This is a genomic window from Nocardioides gansuensis, assembly GCF_003076135.1.
Taxonomy (GTDB): domain Bacteria; phylum Actinomycetota; class Actinomycetes; order Propionibacteriales; family Nocardioidaceae; genus Nocardioides; species Nocardioides gansuensis.
Genome location: NZ_QDGZ01000009.1, coordinates 76643 through 96581, shown reverse-complemented (window position 1 = coordinate 96581; position 19939 = coordinate 76643). Strand labels below are relative to the sequence as shown.

The window sequence follows — 19939 nt, the reverse complement described above, 5'->3', positions numbered from 1 at the left end:
AGCCACCGTGCTCGACGTGAACTTCTTCGACCAGCTTCAGATCGGCCTGGCCACCGCGGACGACATCCGTACGTGGAGCCACGGCGAGGTCAAGAAGCCGGAGACCATCAACTACCGCACCCTCAAGCCCGAGCGTGACGGCCTCTTCTGCGAGAAGATCTTCGGTCCCACCCGGGACTGGGAGTGCTACTGCGGCAAGTACAAGCGCGTGCGCTTCAAGGGCATCATCTGCGAGCGCTGCGGCGTCGAGGTCACCCGCTCCAAGGTGCGCCGTGAGCGGATGGGTCACATCGAGCTCGCCGCGCCCGTCACCCACATCTGGTACTTCAAGGGCGTCCCGTCGCGCCTGGGCTACCTGCTCGACCTGGCTCCGAAGGACCTCGAGAAGGTCATCTACTTCGCGGCCTACATGATCACCTCGGTCGACGAGGACGCGCGCCACCGCGACATGTCGACCCTGGAGGGCAAGGTCGGCCTCGAGCGCGAGCGCCTCGAGAAGCGCCGCGACACCTCCATCGAGGACCGCGCCAAGAAGCTAGAGGAGGACCTGGCGGCCCTCGAGGCCGAGGGTGCCAAGGCCGACCAGCGCCGCAAGGTCAAGGACGGCGCCGAGCGGGAGATGAAGCAGCTGCGTGATCGTGCGCAGCGCGAGATCGACCGCCTCGAGGAGGTCTGGAGCACGTTCAAGAGCCTCAAGGTGCAGGACCTGCTCGGTGACGAGCTCCTCTACCGCGAGATGAAGAACTGGTTCGGCAAGTACTTCGAGGGCCACATGGGCGCCACGGCGATCCAGAAGCGCCTCCAGGACTTCGACATCGAGGCCGAGGTCGAGAGCCTGCGCGAGACCATCGCGACCGGCAAGGGCCAGCGCAAGGTCCGCGCGCTCAAGCGCCTCAAGGTCGTCGACGCCTTCCGCAAGACCGGCAACCAGCCGATCGGCATGGTCCTCGACGCCGTCCCGGTCATCCCGCCGGACCTGCGCCCGATGGTGCAGCTCGACGGTGGCCGCTTCGCGACCTCCGACCTCAACGACCTCTACCGCCGGGTCATCAACCGCAACAACCGCCTCAAGCGACTGCTCGACCTCGGCGCCCCCGAGATCATCGTCAACAACGAGAAGCGGATGCTGCAGGAGGCTGTCGACAGCCTCTTCGACAACGGTCGTCGCGGCCGTCCCGTCACCGGCCCGGGCAACCGCCCGCTCAAGTCGCTCTCCGACATGCTCAAGGGCAAGCAGGGTCGCTTCCGCCAGAACCTCCTCGGCAAGCGCGTCGACTACTCCGGCCGCTCGGTCATCGTCTCGGGCCCGCAGCTCAAGCTGCACCAGTGCGGTCTGCCCAAGCAGATGGCGCTGGAGCTCTTCAAGCCCTTCGTGATGAAGCGCCTCGTCGACCTGTCGCACGCGCAGAACATCAAGTCGGCCAAGCGCATGGTCGAGCGTGCCCGCCCGGTCGTGTGGGACGTCCTGGAAGAGGTCATCACCGAGCACCCGGTGCTGCTCAACCGTGCGCCCACGCTGCACCGCCTCGGCATCCAGGCCTTCGAGCCCCAGCTGATCGAGGGCAAGGCCATCCAGATCCACCCGCTCGTCTGCGGCGCGTTCAACGCCGACTTCGACGGTGACCAGATGGCGGTGCACCTGCCGCTGTCCGCCGAGGCCCAGGCCGAGGCACGGATCCTGATGCTCTCGACCAACAACATCCTCAAGCCGTCCGATGGCCGCCCGGTCACCATGCCTTCGCAGGACATGATCATCGGCCTGTTCTGGCTGACCACCGACCGCGAGGGCGAGCCCGGCGAGGGTCGCGTCTTCTCGTCGCCGGCCGAGGCCATCATGGCCTTCGACCACTCCGAGATCACCCTCCAGAGCAAGGTGCGGATCCGCCTCGACGACTTCCCGCCGCCGCTCGAGGACGGGCGCTCCGGTGACTGGGAGCTGGGCCAGCCCTACACCCTCGAGACGACCCTGGGCCGGGTGCTCTTCAACGAGACCCTGCCGGCCGACTACGCCTTCGTGAACTACGAGGTGAACAAGAAGGCCCTCGGCGCGATCGTCAACGACCTCGCCGAGCGCTACGACAAGGTCGTCGTGGCCGCGTCGCTGGACGCCCTCAAGGACGCCGGCTTCCACTGGGCCACCCGCTCGGGCGTGACCGTCTCGATCGACGACGTCACCACCCCGGAGGCCAAGGCCGGCATCCTCGCCGGCTACGAGGAGCAGGCCAACAAGGTCCAGAAGCAGTTCGAGCGCGGTCTCGTGACCGACGACGAGCGCCGCCAGGAGCTCATCGAGATCTGGACCCAGGCCGCTGCCGAGGTCGGCAAGGCGATGGAGACCAACTTCGACAAGACCAACCCGATCTACATGATGGTCGACTCGGGCGCGTCCGGAAACATGAACCAGATCCGGCAGGTCGCGGCCATGCGTGGCCTGGTGGCCAACCCGAAGGGCGAGATCATCCCGCGCCCGATCAAGGCCAACTTCCGTGAGGGCCTCTCGGTGCTGGAGTACTTCATCTCCACCCACGGTGCGCGCAAGGGACTCGCCGACACCGCGCTCCGCACCGCGGACTCCGGCTACCTGACCCGTCGTCTCGTCGACGTGTCGCAGGACGTCATCATCCGTGAGGACGACTGCGGCACCGAGCGTGGCCTGCCGAAGAAGATCGGCGAGCGTCGCGAGGACGGCGTGGTCGTCAAGCACGAGAACGTCGAGACCTCGGCGTACGCGCGCTCGGCTGCCGTGCAGATCACCCACCCGGAGACGGGCGAGGTGCTCGCCGCTGCCGGCGAGGACCTGGGCGACGTCAAGATCGGCGAGCTCATCGCGGCCGGCATCGAGGAGGTCAAGGTCCGCTCCGTGCTGACCTGTGACGCCCGCACCGGCACCTGCGCGAAGTGCTACGGCCGCTCGCTGGCGACCGGCAAGCTCGTCGACATCGGCGAGGCGGTCGGCATCATCGCCGCCCAGTCGATCGGTGAGCCCGGCACGCAGCTGACCATGCGTACCTTCCACACCGGTGGTGTGGCCTCGGCCGACGACATCACGCAGGGTCTGCCCCGCGTGGTCGAGCTCTTCGAGGCCCGTACCCCCAAGGGCGTCACGCCGATCTCCGAGGTCGCTGGGCGGGTCGAGATCGAGGAGACCGACAAGTCCCGCAAGGTCCTGATCACGCCGGACGACGGCTCCGAGGTCCAGGAGTACGCCGTCTCGAAGCGCTCGCGCCTCAACGTCGAGGACGGCCAGCACATCGAGGTGGGCCACCACCTCACCTCCGGCACGCCCGACCCGCAGGAGGTGCTGCGCATCCTCGGTGTCCGCAAGGCCCAGGAGCACCTGGTCGACGAGGTCCAGAACGTCTACCGGTCGCAGGGTGTGTCGATCCACGACAAGCACATCGAGATCATCGTGCGGCAGATGCTGCGCCGGGTCACGGTGATCGAGTCGGGTGACACCCACCTGCTGCCGTCCGACCTGGTCGACCGTGTCCGCTTCGAGGAGGAGAACCGCCGGGTCGTCTCCGAGGGTGGCAAGCCGGCCTCGGGTCGTCCGGTCCTGATGGGCATCACCAAGGCCTCGCTCGCGACCGAGTCGTGGCTCTCGGCGGCCTCCTTCCAGGAGACCACCCGGGTGCTGACCGACGCCGCGATCAACGGCCGCTCCGACAGCCTCCGTGGCCTGAAGGAGAACGTGATCATCGGCAAGCTGATCCCCGCCGGCACCGGCCTGGAGCGTTACCGCAACATCCGGGTGGAGCCGACCGAGGAGGCCCGCGCCGCGGCGTACTCCGTCACCGGTTACGACTCCTACGACTACGACTTCGGCAACGGCAGCCAGGCCGTCGCGCTGGACGACTTCGACTTTGGTTCCTACCAGGGCTGAGCGCGCACCGCGAAGGCCTGGTGGCAGGAACCAGGTCGAGTAGACGAAGGCCCCCCGAGCGTGCTCGGGGGGCCTTCGGCGTATCGAGACCGAGTCAGCGACGCAGCGCGCCGACTGGGCGGTCCGCGGGTGTGCAGATGAGCCGACTCGGCAGGGTCGGGGTGTGCAGATGAGCCGACTCGGCGGGTGAGAGGATTCCCCGGTGACCGATCCCCGCCCGACCTCCACCGACGTGCTCGTCGTCGGCGCCGGCCCCGCGGGCTCGGCGGCCGCCGCCTGGAGCGCCCGGCACGGACTCGACACGGTGCTCGTCGACATGGCGGTCTTCCCGCGCGACAAGACGTGCGGCGACGGCCTCACCCCGCGCGCGATCGGCGAGCTGCAGCGCCTCGGGCTGGAGGACTGGCTGCGTGCGCACACCGTCAACCGGGGGCTGCGGGCCCACGGCTTCGGCCAGACGCTGCACCTGCCGTGGCCCGGTGGCTCGCTGCCGGCCTGGGGATCGGCGGTGGCCCGCACGGAGCTCGACGACCACCTCCGCACCACGGCGATCAAGGCCGGCGCGCAGGCGATCGACGGCGCCCGGGCGATCGACGTACGCATGTCCGGGGACCAGGTGGCGGCGGTGGTGTTCAGGGCAGGAGAGGACCTCTTCGAGATCGCCTGCCAGCGGCTCGTGGTCGCCGACGGCGTCCGCTCGCCCCTGGGCAAGGTGCTCGGCCGCGAGTGGCACCGCGACACGGTCTACGGCGTCGCCGGGAGGTCGTACGTCGCCTCCGCCATGTCCGACGACCCCTGGATCAGCTCCCACCTGGAGCTGCGGGACGAGGCCGGCACGCTGCTGTCGGGCTACGGCTGGATCTTCCCGCTGGGCACCGGTGAGGTGAACCTCGGCGTCGGGGCGCTCGCCACGGCGAAGCGGCCGGCCGAGATCGCGGTGAAGCCCCTGATGAGGTTCTACGCCGAGCAGCGCAGGGAGGACTTCGAGCTCTCCGGCGGCCTGCGGATGCCGGCCTCGGCACTGCTGCCGATGGGCGGTGCGGTGAGCGGCGTGGCCGGCGCCAACTGGGCGCTGGTCGGTGACGCGGCCGCGTGCGTGAACCCGCTCAACGGAGAGGGCATCGACTACGGCCTCGAGACCGGGCGGCTCGTCGCCGAGGAGCTCGCCCTGGGCTCGGAGCTCGGGGTCGTGTGGCCGGAGCTCCTGCGGGAGCACTACGGCGAGGCCTTCTCCATCGCGCGCCGGCTCGCCGGGATCGCGACGGTCCCGAAGGTCGTCGCGGCCCTCGGCCCGCCCGGCATGCGCTCGGACTGGCTGATGACCCTGGCGCTGCGGTGGATGGGCAACCTCGTCGACGATGCCGACCGGGACCGTGCGGCGCGGGTGTGGCGGTGGGCCGGACGGCGCTCGATCGTGCGGGACGCACGGCCTCCGTTCAGCTAGCGGCCGGCGGCCGTCGTTTCGTGACGGGACTGCGTTCCTCCTCGACCTCCGAGGTCACCGGGAGCGGGCGCCGGAGGGCGTGATGGCGCTGCCACGACCGGACGGGGTCGACGGCCCAGACGAGCACCCGGCGCACGGGCGGGCTGGCGAGAACCAGGGCGACCGCCACGGCGCCGACGGTGGCGAGCAGGAAGCCGAGGGCGACGTGGTCCTCGGTCCAGGCGGGGAAGCCGGTCGCCTGCACGCCCTTCACCACGAAGCCGTGGAAGAGGTAGACGACCATCGTGGCCGCCCCCATCGAGGTCAGCCAGCCGAGGGAGCGCCGCGGCACCAGCGCCAGCACGGCGAACGACCCGATCATGCCGACCGTCATCACCGACAGCCGGGTCTGGGCGGCCGTCTCCGGGGACAGGTGCAGGTCCTCGTAGCCCGCGTCGTACCAGAGGAACGCCGTGCGGGCCCACTCGTCGGTGCCGCGGGCGACCACGGCGATGCCGACCAGCGCGCCGACGGCCGCGAGCTTGACCCACTTGTCGTCGAGGCGGGCGAGGTGGCGCGGCTTGAGGTGCAGGCCGAGCACGAAGAAGGGGAGCAGGCCCATCACCCGCGCGAAGTAGAAGACCTGCCCCGACCACAGGCCACCGAGCAGGCTGATCACCAGCGCCGCCGGGAGCCAGAGCCAGTGCCGCTTGAAGAGTGGCGTGCCGAGGCGCCAGAAGAACAGGACCGGCAGGTACCACATCGACCAGTGCGGGTGGATCCACAACAGGCCGTGCTCCTGCTGTCCCAGGGCGACGCGGTAGTAGTAGAGCGCGGGCTCGAAGATCAGGTAGGGCACCACCAGGGTGTAGATGAGGCCTCTCACGTGGGCGCGGGTCCACTCCATCGACTTCGAGAGGTAGCCGCTGATCAGCACGAACGCCGGGATGTGCCAGAAGTAGAGGAAGTCGTAGGCCCAGTTGGTGCCGACGGTGTCGGCGACGAGTCCCCAGGTGTGCCCGACGACCACGAGGGTCACGAGCAGGAGCTTGGTGTTGTCGAGCCAGGGGTCGCGCTGCAGAGGTGCCACCCGGTCACGCTACCGACAACCTCGGTCCCGCTGGACGGGCGTCTCGTGCTGGTTTACTGACCGCGTGAGATCGCTCTCCATCACCTCGGCCGCCGCGCTCCTGCTCGCCACCACCGCGATCCCCGCGTCGGCGGCCCGCCTGGACACCACGGATCCGGCCGGCGACGTCTGGAAGATCATCGACGCCAACGCTGCCGAGTCCAGGCCGACCGACCACGTGGTCAACGTCGACGTCACCGGGGTGTGGATCAAGCACGGAGCCCGACGAGTCGTGGTCAAGGCGTCGTTCGCCGAGCTCACCCTCAATGACGACACCGTCACCTTCTGGATCGACGTGAAGAGCGACCGGCGCCTGGAGCGGTCGGTCCAGGTGTGGAGCAGCCCGGAGGCAGAGGACGGCGACGCCAAGGTCCTGGACGAGACGGGCTCGGAGACCGGCTGCGTCGGCCTGACCCACGTCATCGACCGCGACCTCGACCGGATCACCGTCACCGTCCCCGCCCGGTGCCTGGGCCGGCCCACCTGGCTGCGCCACAAGGCCTGGGCCTCGGCGCTCACGGACCGGGGCTGGTTCATCGACCCCGCCGGCACCGGCGGGTCCGAGCAGGCGGCCTGGTCCGCGAGGATCCGGCGCGGCTGACCGCGACGGCCCGACGACATGGCAACCCTCCCGAAGCGGCAGCGGATCGCGGCGTACGCCGTGATCATCCGCGTCCTCGGAGATCGTCAGGAGATCCTGCTGAGCCGACTCGCCCCGCGGATCTCCCCTACGGAGCAGTGGACCCTGCCCGGCGGCGGGCTCGACCACGGCGAGGACCCCCGCGATGCCGTGCTCCGGGAGATCGAGGAGGAGACCGGCCTGATCGCCGAGGTCAGCGCGACTGCGCGCGTCTACTCCGCCCACCTGCGCCGCGCCCGTCGCGGCGGCCGCACCGCCGACTGGCACGCGCTGCGGATCGTGTACGACGGGTGGGTGCCGGCCGACGCGCCCGCGCCCCGGGTCGTCGAGGTGGACGGATCCACGGTCGACGCCGCCTGGCACGCGCTGGCCGACGTCGAGTCGGGCCGGGTGCCCGTGGTGCCGCTCGTCCGCGAGGCGCTGGCCGACCACAAGCCGTTCCGGATGCAGCGCGTGGCGGCGTACGCGGTGGTGCGGCGCGGCGGCGACGTGCTCCTGACCCGCCTCTCGGAGAAGGCCGCGTTCCCGGGGCTGTGGACCCTGCCCGGCGGCGGCATCGACCACGGTGAGCGGCCGACCGTGGCGCTCGCGCGGGAGGTCGAGGAGGAGTGCGGGGTGGCCTGCGAGGTCGGTGACCTCCTCGACGTCCACGACACCCACTTCTCCGGGACCGCGCCCAGCGGCCGGGTCGAGGACTACCACGGCGTCCACCTGATCTTCGCGGCCTCGGTCGCCGGCGAGGCCGAGCCGCGCGTGGTCGAGGTCGGCGGCACCACCGACGCGGTCGCGTGGGTGCCGGTGTCCGACATCGAGTCGGGGGCGTTCGAGGTGCTCGACGTGGTGCGGCATGCACTGGGTCTCGACGGCCACCTTCCGGCGGCCGCGACCGGCGACGGAGGCATCCATGAGTGAACGCGTCTTCACCTACGCCGCGCCCGGACTGAAGTTCGGCAGCGGCGCCTCGTCCGAGATCGGCTACGACCTGCAGCAGTACGGCGCCAGCCGGGTGCTGCTCGTGACCGACCCCGGTGTCACTGCGACCGGGCATCCGGCCCGCATCGCCGACCAGCTCGCCGCCCGCGGCCTCGACGTGACGACGTACGACCAGGTGCACGTGGAGCCGACCGACGAGTCGATCGCGCACGCGATCGCCTTCGCCCGCGACGCCGCCGCGTTCGGTGCGAAGCCGTTCGACGCGGTCGTGGCCGTCGGCGGCGGCTCGGCGATCGACACCGCCAAGGCGGTCGACCTGCTGCTCACCAACGACGGCGAGCTGATGGACTACGTCAACGCCCCGGTCGGCGCCGGGCGTGCCCCCGAGCACCCGCTGCTGCCGCTGGTCGCCGTCCCGACCACCACAGGCACCGGCTCGGAGTCGACCACCATCTGCGTGCTCGACGTGCTGGCACTCAAGGTGAAGACCGGCATCAGCCATGCGCGGCTGCGGCCCACCCTCGCCGTCGTGGACCCCGAGCTCACGTTCAGCCAGCCCGCGATGGTGACCGCCTCGTGCGGGATGGACATCCTCTGCCACGCGCTGGAGAGCTGGACGGCCCGGTGGTACGCCGAGTTCGAGGCCAAGAAGCCCGAGCAGCGCGTCCCCTACTGCGGCGCCAACCCGATCGCCGACGTGTGGGCCGAGAAGGCACTCACCCTGCTCGCCGGCTCGTTCCGGGCGGCCGTCCGGGACGGCTCGGACCGGGTAGCGCGGGAGCAGATGGCGCTCGCGGCGACGTTCGCCGGCCTGGGCTTCGGCAACGCCGGCGTGCACGTGCCGCACGCCTGCGCCTACCCGATCGCCGGCCTGGTGCACCAGGTCGCCTCGCACGGCCGCCTGGACGACGGCTACCGTCCCGAGGGCTACCCCGCCGACGAGCCGATGGTGCCGCACGGGATGGCAGTGGTGATGACCGCTCCGGCGGCCTTCGCGCTGACCTTCGAGGCCTCTCCCGAGCGGCACCTGCGGGCAGCCGAGCTGCTGGGTGCGGGTTTCGAGGCTCGCTCCGCTCGCACCTCAACCACCGAGGCGGAGGCGCTGCCCGAGGTGCTGCGCCGGCTGATGCGGGAGGTCGGGCTCCCGAGCGGGCTCGCCGAGATCGGCTACGGCGAGGCCGACGTCGACGCCCTGGTCGAGGGCGCGCTCAAGCAGCAGCGACTGCTCGCGACCGCTCCCGTGGAGGTCACCGGCGAGGACCTGGCCGGGGTGTTCCGGGCGTCGATGGAGCACTGGTGACGTCCAGCCCCCCGGCGACAGGACCGTCCGCCGAGCTGCTGGCGGCCCTCCGCGGTGAAGGTGTCACCGACGCCTCGGACTCGACCCTGGACCGGGCGCTCTACTCCTCCGACGCCTCCCTCTACCGGGTCGTCCCGCAGGTCGTGGTGCGGCCGCGCCACCGCGACGAGATCGTGGCGACGCTGGCCGTCGCGCGGGCCGCCGGCGTCGGCCTCACCATGCGTGGCGCCGGCACCTCGATCGCCGGCAACGCGGTGGGCCCCGGCATCGTCGTCGACACCTCCCGCTGGCTCGACCGGGTCGTCTCGGTCGACCCGGAGGCGCGCACCGCCACCGTGCAGCCGGGGGTCGTGCACGCGACCCTGCAGCGCGCCGTCGCGGCGTACGGCCTCCGCTATGGGCCGGACCCGTCCACGCACACCCGCTGCACGATCGGCGGGATGCTCGGCAACAACGCGTGCGGCTCGCGGGCGCTGGGCTACGGGCGGACGGCCGACAACGTGGCCGGGCTGGACGTGGTGTGGGGGAGCGGGGGTCTCGATACGCTCGCTGGCGCTCGCTACTCGACCACCGAGGGCGCTGGCACTCGCTACTCGACCACCGAGAGCGCTGGAGGCGAGGGCGAGCGGCTGCGGGAGCTGGTGGCGGGGGAGCTGGCCCATGTGCGGACCCACTTCGGGACGTTCACACGGCAGGTCAGCGGCTACGCGCTCGAGCACCTGCTGCCGGAGCGGGGCGGGCGCGTCGACCGGTTCCTGGTCGGGTCCGAGGGGACGCTCGCGCTCGTGCTCGAGGCGACCGTCGAGCTGGTGCGGGAGGAGCCGCGGCGGCTGTTCGTGCTGGGCTTCGCGTCCATGGTGGAGGCGGCGGACGCCGTGCCGGGGCTGCTGGGGGACGGGCTGGTGGCCTGCGAGGGCCTCGACTCGCGCATCGTCGACCTGGTGCGCGGCAAGGGCGGCGCGGTGCCCGAGCTGCCCCGGGGTGCCGGCTGGCTCTTCGTCGAGGTGACGGCCGCCTCCGGCCCGCCTCCGGTGGTCGGCGAGCTCGACCGGCGCGAGGTCACCGACCCGCTCGAGGGGGCCTCCCTGTGGCGGATCCGCGAGGACGGGGCCGGCCTGGCCGCCAGGAGCCTCGAGACCCCGGCGTACTCCGGCTGGGAGGACGCCGCCGTCCCACCCCAGCACCTCGGCGCCTGGCTGCGCGACTTCGACCGGCTGCTGGAGGCGCACGGGCTCCAGGGCGTCCCCTACGGCCACTTCGGCGACGGGTGCGTGCACGTGCGCATCGACTTCCCGCTGGCAGCGGCCGACGGGCCGGCGCGGTTCCGCCGCTTCCTCGAGGACTCGGCCGACGCGCTGGCCCGCTACGGCGGCTCGCTCTCCGGCGAGCACGGCGACGGCCGGGCGCGGTCCGCGCTGCTGCCGAGGATGTACGACGAGCGGTCGCTGAGGCTGTTCGCGGCGGCCAAGGCGATCGCCGACCCGGACGGCGTGCTCAATCCGGGCGTGCTCGTCGACCCGGCGCCGTTCGACGCCGACCTCCGCGCCGCGCGCCCCACGGTGACCACCTCGACCGCGCTCCGGCTGGTGCACGACGGCGGCTCGCTGGCCCGTGCCGCCCACCGCTGCACCGGCGTCGGCAAGTGCGTCGCCGGGCCCGCTCTCGGCGTGATGTGCCCGTCTCACATGGCGACCCGGGACGAGAAGGACTCGACGCGTGGCCGGGCGCGGGTGCTCCAGGAGGCGCTCGACGGCACCCTCGTTGCGGGGCTCGACGACCCCGCGGTGCACGAGGCGCTCGACCTCTGCCTGGCCTGCAAGGGGTGTGCGCGCGACTGCCCCACGGGCGTCGACATGGCGACGTACAAGGCGGAGGTGTTGCACCAGCAGTACGCCGGGCGGCGCCGCCCGCGCTCCCACTACACCCTCGGCCGGCTGCCCGCCTGGCTGCGCCTCGCGCCCGCTCGCCGCGGGTGGCTCAACGCGGTGATGGGCACCGGGCCGGCCGCCGCGGTCGCGAAGGCCGTCGCCGGCGTCGACCCGCGGCGGTCGCTGCCGGCGGTCGCGGAGCGGCCGTTGGTTCCGAGGCGGGCGCGGGGCGCCGTCGCCGGCGACCGGCCCCTGGACGTGTGGATCTGGGCCGACACGTTCACCAACCACCTCGCCCCGGCCGGCGGCCGGGCACTGATCGACCTGCTCGCCCGGTCCGGGCTGACCGCGCGCCCGATCCCGGAGGACGCCTGCTGCGGACTCACCTGGGTGACCACCGGCCAGCTCGACCAGGCCCGCAGCCGGATGGCGGACGCGGTGGCGAGCCTCGCGCCGTACGTCGACTCCGGCGTCCCCGTCGTCGGCCTGGAGCCCTCCTGCCTCGCGACCCTGCGCTCCGACGCCCGGGAGCTGGTCGACGACCCGCGGGTCGAGGCCGTGGCGGCGGGCGTGCTGACCCTCGCCGAGCTGCTCACCCGTCTCGACGTCGCCTTGCCCGACCTCACCGGCGTCGAGATCGTGGCGCAGCCGCACTGCCACCACGCCTCCGTGCTCGGCTGGGAGGCCGACGATCGGCTGGTGCGCCGTCTCGGTGCCACCGTGCACCGGGTGGGCGGCTGCTGCGGCCTGGCCGGCAACTTCGGGATGGAGAAGGGCCACTACGAGGTGTCGGTCGCGGTCGCGGAGACCCAGCTGCTTCCCGCCGTCCGCGCGCACCCCGGGGCCGTCGTGCTGGCCGACGGGCTCTCCTGCCGCCACCAGCTCGACGACCTTGCCGGCGTGCGGGCGGTCACCCTCGCCGAGCTGCTGGCGGGGGCCGGGGCGTCGAAGCCGTAGCTATTCCGCGGCCGCCAGCTCCGCCTCCGAGCGCAGGACGCAGAACTCATTTCCCTCCGGGTCGGCCAGCACGACCCAGCCTGTGCCGGGGCCGTACTTCCCGCGCAGGTCGGCGACCTGCGCCGCGCCGTGCTCGAGCAGCCTGGCCACCTCTGCGTCACGGCCACCGGTGCGCGGGCGCAGGTCGAGGTGCAGGCGGTTCTTCACGGTCTTGGCGTCGGGGACCTCGATGAAGAGGATCCGGTGCCCTGACTCCGGGTCACGGATCAGGCACTCCTCGTGACCCGGCAGGTTGGGGTCGCCGTCGATGTCGACGTAGTCGAGCACCGCCTTCCACCACTCCGAGAGCTCGTAGGCGTTGCGGCAGTCGACGGTCGTGTGCGAGACGAAGCAGCCCATGCGCCCACCCTGCCCGGACGCCGCGGACGCCACAAACGAATAGAGAGTGGAGCGACCATGGGGCTGCGACGACGCCGCTGCACCAACCGCGTCATCGACATCGACCCCTGGACATGCCCGTGGCCCCGTCGATGGTGGTCGGCGGGGTGCGGGGCGGGGTCATCGTCGATGGACGTGGTGGCTGGGGAGGGGGAGGGCGGTGGTGCCGGTGCGGTCGCGGAGGTATGGCTGGCCGTGGGGTGAGATCCACAGGTAGACCCCGGCGGCCAGGACCAGGACGCGCCAGCGGCCGTGGGTCTTGAGCCGGTGGTGTGCCCGGCAGGCCGGGGCGAGGTTGGCGGAGGTGGTGGGTCCGGGTTGCTCGCGGCCTTCGGCTGCGGCGTCGTGGTCGTAGGGGACGACGTGGTCGAGGTCGCAGCGGGTGGCGGGTCGGGAGCACCAGGGGAAGTAGCAGGTCTGGTCCCGCAGCTGCACCTGTTCCCTCTGCCGCGGTGTCGGCTCATAGCCGGGGGTGTGGATCTCGGCGTCGAGGTCGACGACCGGGGTGATCCGCACGTCGGTGTGGGTGTCGGCGCACCAGGCCTTGACCTGCTCGAGCAGGACGAGCTGCTGGCGCTGGTCGAGGCGTCCGGTGCTCTCGAGGGTCGCGGCTCCGTCTTCGCCGAGCGCTGCGGCAGAGAGGTGGATGTGCAGGTCGAGCCGGCGGGCCGCGGGCAGCCGGGGCCCGGAGCCTCGGCCGCTCGTGGAGGCGTCGTGGCCGGTCGTGGTGGTCGCGCCTGTGCCCGAGGCCTCCTGGCCCTCGGGCGTCCCGTGGGCTTGCCGGGCAGGCCGTGCGCCGGCGAGGTCGAGGACTTGCTGGTGGCGGGCGATCTCGCCGAGGGCCCGGGCGCGGCGGGCGCCGAGGGGGTCGGTGGAGCCGAGCGCCTTGAGCTGTTCGGCGCCGTGGCGCAGGGCGTGGTCGAGGTCGAGGGCGTCGGCGAGGTCGAGCTCGCCCTCCATCCGGATGGTGCCGGGGTAGCCGACCTGGTCGAAGTCGAAGGACACGCCGCGGGTGTCGGGGCAGGGTGGTTGCTGGTCGTCGGGGTCCTCGGGCAGGGTGGCCTGGACGAACCGTTGGATGGCCTCGGCGACCAGCCGGTCGAGCTGGGCCGGGCCGATCTTCGCGGCGAACCCGGCGACCTGGGTGTCCACCCACCGGGCGCCCTGCAGCGGCAGGGCCGGGGTGGCGTGGGTGGTGGCCTCGGCGACCTGCCGGGCCCGCCAGGCCGGCACCCGGCCCGCGTGGACGTGGGCCCACAACTTCGGGAGGCGGTGGCGCAGCTCGAGGGCGTTGCCGATCAGCCGCTTGGCGGCCTGGGTGGAGATGCCCAGGGTGGCGCCGAGCTCGGCGATGCAGAACGCCGCGACCAGCGGGCAGCCGGGGCCGGCGATGGCCTCTTCGTGCTCGAGCCCGGGCAGGGTGAAGGTCGCGGCGTCGTGGATCGACTCCGGTGGGTGCAGGTCGGCCCACCGGGCAGCGAGGTCGAGCTGCTCGGCCGCGGCCCGGTCCTCGGCGGCCTTCCGCTCGCCCAGCGCAGCCAGCAGCTCGGCGGCCGACAGGTCGTCGGCTCCCCGGGTCATGGTGGCTGCTGGGCTGCTGGTCATGTCTCCGACCCTAGAGGCGACCACCGACATTGACGGGCCCGGATCGACGCTCAGAAGACAGGGTGTGGACAACTTTCTCGAACATTTTCTCGACCGCGCGGGTGGTTTCGTGACGGGACTTCCTCCCTCCTCAACCACCGGGGGACCTGCGGGTCTCGATACGCCTCGCTCGTCCCTCGCTCGGCTACTCGACCACCGAGGTGAGCAGCGGCCCGGGGGGAGGCTCGTCGCTGGCGCTCCTCGCACCCCAACCGATCGGGTGCTGCGCTCGCACCTCAAGCACCCAGGGGGTCTCGGCCCTCCTCCACCACCGGGGTTGCCGCAAGCCCACCCTCACTAGACTCACCCCGTGAACCCCCGCCACCGTCGTCTCGTCATCCCGGTGGCGCTCGGCACCCTCCTCCTGCTCGTCGTCCTCGCCGCGATCCTCTAGCCATGCCCACTGAGCCCCTCCTCCGCGCGCTGGCCCGCATGCGCGGCCACCTGCTCGACGCGGACACGCTCGTCCGCGCGGTGGCCTCCGGGCGCCAGAAGGGCGCCGGCGTGCCCGAGGTCGGCGGCAGGCCGGTGCGGCGGGTGGAGCTGCGCTACGTCGACCTCAAGGCGGGTCGGCACCTGCAGGTCACGTCGTACGACGAGACGCAGGCGCACACGGCCAACTTCCTGTCCGGCCCGGCCACCGGGTCGCACGCGGCGAAGGAGGCGATCGACGACCTCCTCGACCAGCCCTTCGGCAACTGGCACGTCGAGACGACCACGCAGACCCACCATGTCCGGGCCACCAAGCGGCTCGAGGCGGTCGTGCACAGCGCCGACCGTGCGGAGCCGGTCGTGGTCCAGCGCGGCCACGACCGCGACAAGCCCCGGATGCTCGCGGAGGACGACCCGGTCCTCAAGGCGCTCGGCATCTCCGACGCCCAGGGCCGCGTCAAGCCGACGCGGCAGGCGAAGTATCGCCAGGTCGAGGAGTTCGTGCGCCTCCTCGACGCCGCGATCACGGACGCCCTGGACAAGGGCCACCTCCGGAAGCCGACCGAGGCCGACCCGCTGCGCATCGTCGACCTCGGCTGCGGCAACGCCTACCTCACCTTCGCGGCCCACCGGCACCTCACCCGGCCGACGGACGAGGGTGGGCTCGGCGTCCCCGTCCACATGACCGGGGTCGACGTGAAGCAGCAGTCGGCCGACCACAACAGCCGGGTCGCCGCCGAGCTCGGCATCGACGCCGACTTCGTCGTCGGCACGATCGGCGACGCCGAGCTCCCCGACGCACCCGAGGTCGTCCTCGCCCTCCACGCCTGTGACACGGCCACCGACGACGCCCTCGCGCGTGCGGTCGAGTGGGGAGCCCCGCTCGTGCTCGCCGCCCCCTGCTGCCACCACGACATCGCGGCCCAGCTGCGCAAGGCGCCCACGCCCGCGCCGTACGCCGTCCTCACCCGGCACGGCATCCTGCGCGAGCGCCTCGCCGACACCCTCACCGACGGCATCCGTGCGGCGCTGCTGAGGCTCGAGGGCTACCGCGTCGACGTCGTGGAGTTCGTCGGCAGCGAGCACACGCCGCGCAACACCATGCTCCGCGCCACCCGCACCGGCTCGGGGGTGAAGGGCGGCTCGCTGAAGAAGGAGTACGACGACCTCGTGGGCACGTGGGGCGTGCGACCCCGGCTCGCCGAGCTGCTGGGCCGGACCGCGGGGGATCGGCCGGGCTCATGACCGGGCCGAAGCGGCTGGCCGTCCTGCTGGCGGTCGGCGCCCCCTTCGCCCTCGCGTTCACCGCGGCTGACGGCCGCATGCCCGACGACGGGCGCGTCGTCTTCCGCTTCGCCGACCCCGACATCGTCGAGTCGAGCGGCCTCGTGGTCACCGGCGACCGCGTGCACACCGTCAACGACTCCGGTGACCTCGGCCGGGTGTTCACCGTCGACGCCGGCACGGGGCAGACCACCGGCGTCACCTTCTGGGCCGACGACCCGGACGACGTCGAGGCGCTCGCCCCTGCCGGCCCGGGCCACGTCTGGGTCGCCGACATCGGCGACAACGGCCACGAGCGCGACGAGATCGAGGTCACCCGGGTGCCCGTCGGCGACGGCGACCGCACCGTCGACGAGGAGACCATCGACCTCGTCTATCCCGAGGGGCAACCCCGCGACGCCGAGGCGCTGCTCGCGCACCCGGTCACCGGCCGCCTCTACGTCGTCACGAAGGGCGTCTTCGCCGGAGAGCTGCTCGCCGCGCCGCCGGAGCTCGCCGACGACGCCCCCAACCACCTCGGCGCGCTCGGCCAGATGCCCGGCATCGTCACCGACGGGGCGTTCTTCCCCGACGGCCGCCACCTCGTCGTCCGCACCTATACCCGCGCCACCGTCTACTCCTTCCCCGACCTGCAGTCCCGTGGGTCCTGGGACCTGCCCCAGCAGGAGCAGGGGGAGGGGATCGCGGTCGCCGGGGACGGCTCGGTGTGGCTGAGCAGCGAGGGCAGCGAGGCCCCCGTGCTCCGCGTGCAGGTGCCGCGCCGGGTGCAGGCCGCGATGGAGGAGGCCGCGCCGTCGGCCTCGCCGACTGCCACACCTTCCGATGCACCCACGACGGCCCCGCGCAGCGAGCTCTCCGACCTGGGGGCGGCCGGGGAGGTCGACGCGTGGCCGTGGCTGCTCGGCGGGCTCCTCGGCGTCGCCGCGCTCTTCGTGCTGGTGCGGTCGCTGCGGCCGCACTGACCGGGCTTGGGAGAGGCGAGCACAATCGCGACATGGCCCGCTTCCGGCGTACCTCTCCCGACCAGCCCGGCTGGTCGCGCCGCCGCGCGGGCAAGGGGTTCGTCTACCTCGACGAGTCGGGCCACCGGCTCGCGGACGACGACGCGCAGCGCTGCCGCAAACTGGTGATCCCGCCAGCCTGGGAGGAGGTCTGGATCTGCCCGCACGAGAACGGGCACCTACAGGCCGTGGGGACGGACGCGGCCGGCCGGCGGCAGTACCTCTACCACCCCGAGTGGCGGGCGCGGCGTGACCAGGAGAAGTTCGCCCGCCTCGTCGACTTCGGCAAGGCACTGCCGCGCGCACGGGTGCGGGTGCTGGAGGACCTCACGGCCGAGGGGATGCCGCTCGAGCGCGCGTGCGCCACGGCGGTGCGGCTGCTCGACATCGGCTGCTTCCGGATCGGCAGCGACACCTACGCCGAGGACAACGGCAGCTTCGGCCTCACCACCCTCGAGCGCAGGCACGTACGCCGCCAGGGCAACGCCCTGCACTTCCGCTTCACCGGCAAGTCCGGCGTGGAGCACAGCATCGAGATCGACGACCCGCCCTCCGTGGCGGCCCTCGAGGTGATGCGCAGACGGCGCGGGGGCGAGGCGCTGCTCGTCTGCAGGGAGGGCGCGAGATGGTGCTCGCTGAGCCCGGGTGACGTCAACGACTACATCCGCGACGTGACCGGCCTGGGGGCGACCGCCAAGGACTTCCGCACCTGGCACGGCACCGTCGTCGCGGCGGCCGCGCTCGCGGAGAGTGAGGAGCCGGGGGAGACCCGGGCGTCTCGCAAGCGGGCGGTCGCGGCAGCGATGCGGGAGGTCGCCGAGTTCCTCGGCAACACCCCTGCGCTGGCCCGGTCGGCCTACGTCGACCCGCGCGTCGTCGAGGCCTACGAGGAGGGCCGGACCATCGCCACGGCCGCGAAGCGCTCGCACCGCACGCCCGAGGACCGCCAGGCGGCGCTCGAGCGTGCGGTGCTCAGGTTGCTGAGGTAGGTCTCGATACGGGTCTCGATACGCTCGCTGGCGCTCGCTACTCGACCTCCGAGATCGCTGGCGCTCGCTACTCGACCAGCGAGTGTCAGCTGAGCTTCTCCACGACGTGGTCGATGCAGGCGGTCAGCGCCTGCACGTCGGCGGGGTCGATGGCCGGGTACATCGCGATGCGCAGCTGGTTGCGGCCCAGCTTGCGGTAGGGCTCGGTGTCCACGATGCCGTTGGCGCGCAGCACCTTCGCGACCTGCGCGGCGTCGATGGCGTCGTCGAAGTCGATCGTGCCGATCACCAGCGAGCGGTCCTCGGGCTTCGCGACGTACGGCGTGGTGAAGGACGTCTTCTCCGCCCAGCCGTAGAGCACGTCGGACGAGGCGGTGGTGCGCTTCACCATGCCGGCGAGGCCGCCCTCGGAGTTCATCCAGTCGAGCTGCTCGGCCATCAGGAAGAGGGTCGCGACCGACGGGGTGTTGTAGGTCTGGTTCTTCGCGGAGTTGTCGATCGCGGTCGGCAGGTCGAAGAACGCCGGGATGTGCCGGTCGGTCGCGGCGATCTCCTGCGCGCGGTCCAGCGCCTTCGGCGACATCAGCGCGAGCCAGAGGCCGCCGTCGGAGGCGAAGCACTTCTGCGGCGCGAAGTAGTAGGCGTCGACCTGGTCCAGGTCTACGGGCAGGCCACCCGCACCCGACGTCGCGTCCACAAGCACGAGTGCGTCGTCCGCGGCGCCCTCGGGGCGGCGTACGGGCGCCATGACGGCCGTGGAGGTCTCGTTGTGCGCCCAGGCGTAGGCGTCGACCCCCTCCTCGGCGACCGCGTCGGGGCGCGAGCCCGGCTCGCTCTTGATCACGCTCGGGTCCTCGAGCCAGGGCGCCTCGGCGGCGGCCTTGGCGAACTTGGAGGAGAACTCGCCGAACGACAGGTGCTGGCTCTTGCTGCGGATCAGGCCGAAGGTGGCGATGTCCCAGAACGCCGTGGCGCCACCGTTGCCCAGGACGACCTCGTAGCCCTCAGGCAGCTCGAAGAGGGCCTTGAGGCCCTCGCGCACGCGGCCGACGGTGTCCTTGACCGGGGCCTGGCGGTGGGAGGTGCCCATCAGCGACGAGCCAGTCGCGGCGAGCGCGTCGAGGTGGCTGGTCTGGATCTTGGAGGGGCCTGCGCCGAAGCGGCCGTCGGCGGGCAGGAGGTCGGCGGGGATCTGGATGGCGTCGGTCACCGTGGGGCCTTCCGGGCGTGAGGGTCGAAGGAACCTGACGACGCTGTCAGCGGCTCACAGACTAGCCTCTGGCGTATGCCGAGCCCCAACCGTCCCGTGCTGCTGGCAGGCGGCGTGACGCTGCTCGTCGTGGGGGTGGCCCTACTGGGCTGGGGCGCCAGCCACTTGTGGACCCGGATCGACATCCCCGGCGCCCGCCCGCGGTTCGTCGACATCGGCGCGTTCCTGGGCGGCTTCCTCGTCGCCGGGGGCGGACTGCACCTCCTGCTGCTGTGGCGCGACGCCTCACGTGCGGGGGCTCGGCCGGGCGCTCCGCTCGAGGACCGAGTCGACGACTGAGGAGGGTCGGTGGACGTCGCGGGCACGCTGACGATCGTGCGGGTGGACTACGGGCATCCGGACGCCGAGCGGCTGATCGAGCAGGTCCAGGAGGAGTACGTCGCCCGCTACGGTGGCCGCGACGACACCCCTGTCGACCCGTCGATGTTCACCCCGCCGGCCGGCTCGTTCTTCGTGGGCTACCTGGGTGACGAGGCGATCGCCACGGGGGCCTGGCGGCGGTCCGGGATCGAGCGGCTCGGCACGAGTGCGACCGCGGAGATCAAGCGGATGTATGTCGTCCCCGCCCACCAGCGCCGCGGCCACGCCCCCCGGGTGCTCGCGCACATCGAGGCAACCGCCGCCGAGGCGGGCTTCGAGGCACTGATCCTGAGACGGGAGTCAGGCAGCCCGAGGCGATCGCCCTCTACGTCGCGTGCGGCTACGAGCCGATCGAGGGGTTCGGCTACTACAAGGACTTTCCCAACAC

General features: G+C 72.2%; 14 protein-coding genes and 1 pseudogene. 11 read left to right on the top strand and 4 right to left on the bottom strand.

Annotated elements, in window-relative coordinates:
- Positions 1–7 precede the first annotated feature (7 nt).
- Positions 8–3883: a DNA-directed RNA polymerase subunit beta' gene (locus tag DDE18_RS19005; RefSeq protein WP_116573856.1), complete on the top strand. Its 3876-nt coding sequence runs from the start codon at positions 8–10 to the stop codon at positions 3881–3883.
- 202 nt (positions 3884–4085) lie between these two features.
- Positions 4086–5327: a geranylgeranyl reductase family protein gene (locus DDE18_RS19000; RefSeq protein ID WP_116573855.1), complete on the top strand. Its 1242-nt coding sequence runs from the start codon at positions 4086–4088 to the stop codon at positions 5325–5327.
- Here DDE18_RS19000 and DDE18_RS18995 read toward each other — a convergent pair.
- Entirely contained in the window at positions 5320–6396 is a 1077-nt protein-coding gene (locus DDE18_RS18995) for an acyltransferase family protein (RefSeq protein ID WP_116573854.1), read from the bottom strand. The two genes, DDE18_RS19000 and DDE18_RS18995, sit on opposite strands and share 8 nt — an antisense overlap.
- Positions 6397–6460: 64 nt before the next feature.
- Here DDE18_RS18995 and DDE18_RS18990 point away from each other — a divergent pair, with 64 nt between their 5' ends.
- From DDE18_RS18990 to DDE18_RS18975, 4 genes are read left to right on the top strand one after another with little or no spacing between them, the layout of a single operon-like run.
- Positions 6461–7036, top strand: coding sequence for a hypothetical protein (locus DDE18_RS18990; protein WP_116573853.1), 576 nt, complete (start codon positions 6461–6463; stop codon positions 7034–7036).
- An 18-nt stretch (positions 7037–7054) separates the two neighbouring features.
- Positions 7055–7987 (top strand): NUDIX domain-containing protein, encoded by a 933-nt coding sequence (locus DDE18_RS18985; protein WP_116573852.1) that lies wholly within the window; start codon positions 7055–7057, stop codon positions 7985–7987.
- Positions 7980–9308 carry a hydroxyacid-oxoacid transhydrogenase gene (locus DDE18_RS18980; protein WP_116573921.1) on the top strand — a complete coding sequence of 443 codons (1329 nt, stop codon included), beginning with the start codon at positions 7980–7982 and terminating at the stop codon, positions 9306–9308. Before DDE18_RS18985 ends, DDE18_RS18980 begins: the two co-directional genes overlap by 8 nt.
- A complete protein-coding gene (locus tag DDE18_RS18975; RefSeq protein WP_116573851.1) occupies positions 9305–12133 on the top strand; it encodes an FAD-binding and (Fe-S)-binding domain-containing protein in 2829 nt (942 codons plus the stop codon). Before DDE18_RS18980 ends, DDE18_RS18975 begins: the two co-directional genes overlap by 4 nt.
- Here DDE18_RS18975 and DDE18_RS18970 read toward each other — a convergent pair whose 3' ends face one another.
- Entirely contained in the window at positions 12134–12532 is a 399-nt protein-coding gene (locus tag DDE18_RS18970; protein WP_116573850.1) for a VOC family protein, read from the bottom strand.
- Between the two features lie 159 nt (positions 12533–12691).
- Positions 12692–14176, bottom strand: a complete 1485-nt coding sequence (locus DDE18_RS18965; protein ID WP_133241273.1) for an HNH endonuclease signature motif containing protein — start codon at positions 14174–14176, stop codon at positions 12692–12694.
- 435 nt (positions 14177–14611) lie between these two features.
- On the opposite strand from DDE18_RS18965, the gene DDE18_RS18955 reads away from it, so the two are divergent.
- The 3 genes from DDE18_RS18955 to DDE18_RS18945 are packed head-to-tail and all read left to right on the top strand — an operon-like array spanning position 14612 to position 17921.
- Positions 14612–15892 (top strand): class I SAM-dependent methyltransferase, encoded by a 1281-nt coding sequence (locus tag DDE18_RS18955; RefSeq protein ID WP_116573847.1) that lies wholly within the window; start codon positions 14612–14614, stop codon positions 15890–15892.
- Positions 15889–16893: a hypothetical protein gene (locus tag DDE18_RS18950; protein WP_116573846.1), complete on the top strand. Its 1005-nt coding sequence runs from the start codon at positions 15889–15891 to the stop codon at positions 16891–16893. The genes DDE18_RS18955 and DDE18_RS18950 overlap by 4 nt, the downstream gene beginning before the upstream one ends.
- A gap of 32 nt (positions 16894–16925) precedes the next feature.
- The gene (locus DDE18_RS18945) at positions 16926–17921 is read left to right on the top strand and encodes a DNA topoisomerase IB (RefSeq protein WP_116573845.1); all 996 of its coding nucleotides are present in this window, start codon (positions 16926–16928) and stop codon (positions 17919–17921) included.
- Positions 17922–18006: 85 nt separating this feature from the next.
- Here the strand turns inward: DDE18_RS18945 and serC are convergent, their stop codons facing one another.
- Positions 18007–19131 (bottom strand): phosphoserine transaminase, encoded by a 1125-nt coding sequence (gene serC / locus DDE18_RS18940; RefSeq protein ID WP_116573844.1) that lies wholly within the window; start codon positions 19129–19131, stop codon positions 18007–18009.
- 75 nt (positions 19132–19206) lie between these two features.
- On the opposite strand from serC, the gene DDE18_RS18935 reads away from it, so the two are divergent.
- Together DDE18_RS18935 and DDE18_RS24180 are read left to right on the top strand one after the other, a co-directional pair.
- Positions 19207–19470, top strand: coding sequence for a hypothetical protein (locus tag DDE18_RS18935; protein ID WP_116573843.1), 264 nt, complete (start codon positions 19207–19209; stop codon positions 19468–19470).
- Between the two features lie 9 nt (positions 19471–19479).
- Positions 19480–19782, top strand: a pseudogene (locus DDE18_RS24180) (GNAT family N-acetyltransferase); the annotation flags it as partial.
- Positions 19783–19939 lie beyond the last annotated feature (157 nt).